The sequence below is a fragment of the Micromonospora sp. CPCC 205561 genome, from assembly GCF_036906775.1.
In the GTDB taxonomy this organism is placed as follows: Bacteria; Actinomycetota; Actinomycetes; order Mycobacteriales; family Micromonosporaceae; genus Micromonospora.
Genome location: NZ_JBAKHV010000113.1, coordinates 1 through 3,268 on the forward strand (window position 1 = coordinate 1; position 3,268 = coordinate 3,268).

Genomic DNA, 3,268 nt, shown 5'->3' on the forward strand with positions numbered 1-3,268 from the left:
CGGGCCCCGCCCGCGCGGTGGGCGTGCCCACCGGTCAGGGCCCGCGCGGCCCGGCCGCCGCGGCGGGTGGGCGACTGCTCGGACCGGGCCGGTCAGCCCGCCGTGGTGGCCGGGTGCTCGGTCGGGCTGCGCAGCTCGACCGGCGCCGCCGGCGCGGCCCCGTCCGGGCCGGCGTGCCACGGCGTGAAGACCGCGACCACGGCCAGCAACAGCCCGGCGAGCGCCACCGCGAGCACCAACAGCAGTTCCCGTACCGCGCCCGAGCCGGCGTCGCCCGCCATGGTCCCCCCCTCCACGCCGGGCGGCCCGCCCGGTTGCTTCCCCCGCTCACAGCTTCCACCACCCACGGCGGCGGAAACAGTCGCCGATCGGACGCACCGTTGGCTGATTCCGGACTCAGCCAACCGGTCCGGGCGCGGATGCCCGCGACCGGTGCCGATGGACGGTCGAACGGAGGAGGGTCGTCAGGAGACGTGCGGGGTGCGCGGGCGGCGGGAGCGGCGCGGCCGGCCCGAGGCGCGGTGCGGAGCCCGACCGCCCTCACCGGCGCGGCCACCCGACCGGCCGGCGGCGGAGGTGGCCTGCGGCGGGGGCGGCGCGATCGTCACCGGCACACCGGACGGCTCCCGGGCCCCGGTGACCCGGGCCAGGGCCTCGTCGCCGGAACGCACCTGGACGGACTCGGGACGGATGCCGGCGGTCGCCATCAGCCGGGACACGTCCCGGCGCTGCTCGGGCAGGACCAGGGTGACCACGGTGCCGGACTCCCCCGCCCGGGCGGTACGCCCACCCCGGTGCAGGTAGTCCTTCGCCTCGGTCGGCGGGTCCACGTTGACCACCATGTCCAGCCCGTCGACGTGGATGCCCCGGGCCGCCACGTCGGTGGCGACCAGGGCGGTGACCTGCCCGGTGCGGAACTGCTCCAGGATCCGGGTGCGCTGCGGCTGCGACTTGCCGCCGTGCAGCGCGGCCGCGCGTACGCCCTTGGAGAGCAGCTGCCGGGCGAGCCGGTCGGCGCGGTGCTTGGTGCCCATGAACAGGATCGTCCGGCCCTCGCGGGCGGCGATCCAGGTCAGCGCGGTGGGCTTGTCCAACGCGTCGACGTGCAGCACGTGGTGGGTCATCGCGGTCACCGTGGCGGTGCCCGGGTCCACGGAGTGCGTGACGGGGCTGCTCAGGAAGCGGCGGACCAGCTTGTCCACGCCGCCGTCCAGGGTGGCCGAGAAGAGCATCCGCTGGCCGTTCGGGGCGACCTGTTCCAGCAGCTTCGTCACCTGCGGCAGGAAGCCCATGTCGGCCATCTGGTCGGCCTCGTCGAGCACGGTGATGCCGACCTGGTCCAGCCGGGCGTCACCACGGTTGATCAGGTCGTGCAGCCGGCCGGGGGTGGCCACGACCAGCTCGGCGCCGGCGCGCAGCGCGTCCGCCTGGCGTTGCAGCGACAGGCCGCCGACGACGGTGGCGCAGCGCAGTCCGACGGCCCGGGCGTACGGGTCGAGCGCCGTGGTCACCTGCTGGGCCAGCTCGCGGGTCGGCACCAGCACCAGGGCCAGCGGCCGGCCCGCACGGGCCCGGCGGCCGGCGATGCGGGACAGCAGGGGAAGCCCGAAGGCGAGCGTCTTGCCGGAGCCGGTGCGGCCCCGGCCGAGCACGTCCCGGCCGGCCAGCGAGTCGGGCAGGGTGGCCGACTGGATCGGGAACGGCTCGGTGATGCCCTGGGCGGTCAGCTCGGCGAGCAGCGCCGGGGCCAGCCCGGTATGGGCGAACGACGGAATGACAGTGGTCATGCGGAAGCCTTCCTCGACGGCGGCACGTGTCGAGGGAGGGCGCCGGGAGTCGGCGCTGTCACCGGCGGACCAGGCCGCGGGTGACTCACAAGCACGAACCGAAAGGGGTACGGGGCCCGGCCCGCCGCCGACTCGCCGCCTGCTCACGCAGGTCGACGGGGCGGCGGGCCGGTCCCGTTCACCGCACCCGGAGGGCGCGGTGGGTGTTACTCGTGGATCCGAAGATCAGAGCGGACGGATGTTCTCCGCCTGCGGGCCCTTCTGGCCCTGGGTCACCTCGAACTCGACCCGCTGGTTCTCGTCCAGGCTCCGGTAGCCGGAGGACTGGATCGCCGAGAAGTGGGCGAAGACGTCGGCGCCGCCGCCGTCCGGGGTGATGAAGCCGAAGCCCTTGTCAGCGTTGAACCACTTGACGGTGCCAATAGCCATTTGTTTCGTCTCCTTGACGGAACGTCGAACCCACACCTGTTGCGGGCTCGAAGAGGAGCGCGCCACGCGGAACTGCCTGGCTCGCTTGTCGCTTCTGGTTCGCCCCGCCCGGAGAACTCCGGACACAACAAAGAGCGCCTGGGCCACAATCCTCCAGGCGCACACAGAGTCTCTGGGAACCATAACTGCAACGCGACCAACCTATCACGGATTCGGCCCGGCACCACCGTCTGCCGGGATTTCCGGCAACGAAGCGATCAACGCGGTCAGTCCGTCCGTGTCCAGCAGGTCCGCCGGGCGGACCGTGACCCCGTCCCGCACGTAGTGGAACGCCGCGCCCACCCGCTCCACCGGCACCCCGGCCAGCTCCGCCCAGGCCAGTCGGTAGACCGCGAGCTGCACGGCCGCCACGTCGGCGGCGGGCCCGGCGGGCTGCCGGCCGGTCTTCCAGTCCACCACGTCGAACCGGCCGCCCGGGCGGGCGAAGACGGCGTCCATCCGCCCCCGGACCACCACCCCGGCGATGACCGTGGCGAACGGCACCTCCACCTCCACCGGCACCCGGTCGGCCCACTCGCTGGCGAGGAAGCGCTCCTGGAGTTCGGCCAGCGCCTCGTCGGGCGCGGCGTCCGCGTCGGCGGCGCCCGGCAACTCGTCCAGGTCGAGCAGCCGGTCGGCGCCGAACCGCTGCTCCAGCCAGGTGTGGAAGGCGGTGCCACGGCGGGCGTACGGATTGGGCTCGGTGGGCACCGGGCGGCGCAACGCCCGGGCCAGAGCCGCCGGGTCCCGGCGCAGCGCCACCAGCTGGGTCACCGAGAGCTGCCCGGGCAGCGCCACCTCCACCGCGCCGCCCTGCCGGGTCAGCTCGGCGCGCTCGGCCAGCAGCAGGTCGGCCTCCCGCCGCCACCGCGCCACGTCCGGATCGCCGCCCGACGGGTCGCCGGCCTCCCCGGCGCCGTCGTCGTCGCGGCCGGCCCGGTCCCGGCGGGCCGGGTCCCCGTCGGCCGGCGGGTGGCCGGCCCGGTCGCCGCCCCCCGGCGGCTGGCCGGTCG

General features: G+C 75.2%; 4 protein-coding genes. All 4 read right to left on the reverse strand.

The window, feature by feature from the left end:
• Positions 1-92 precede the first annotated feature (92 nt).
• Positions 93-281, reverse strand: coding sequence for a hypothetical protein (locus V6V16_RS27645; protein WP_334566865.1), 189 nt, complete (start codon positions 279-281; stop codon positions 93-95).
• A 183-nt stretch (positions 282-464) separates the two neighbouring features.
• Positions 465-1,787, reverse strand: a complete 1,323-nt coding sequence (locus tag V6V16_RS27650) for a DEAD/DEAH box helicase (protein WP_334566866.1) — start codon at positions 1,785-1,787, stop codon at positions 465-467.
• Positions 1,788-2,012: 225 nt separating this feature from the next.
• Positions 2,013-2,216, reverse strand: a complete 204-nt coding sequence (gene cspE / locus V6V16_RS27655; RefSeq protein ID WP_007464836.1) for a transcription antiterminator/RNA stability regulator CspE — start codon at positions 2,214-2,216, stop codon at positions 2,013-2,015.
• Between the two features lie 204 nt (positions 2,217-2,420).
• Positions 2,421-3,268, reverse strand: an 848-nt coding sequence (locus V6V16_RS27660; protein WP_334566868.1) for a RecB family exonuclease, incomplete at its 5' end; no start/stop codon positions are given.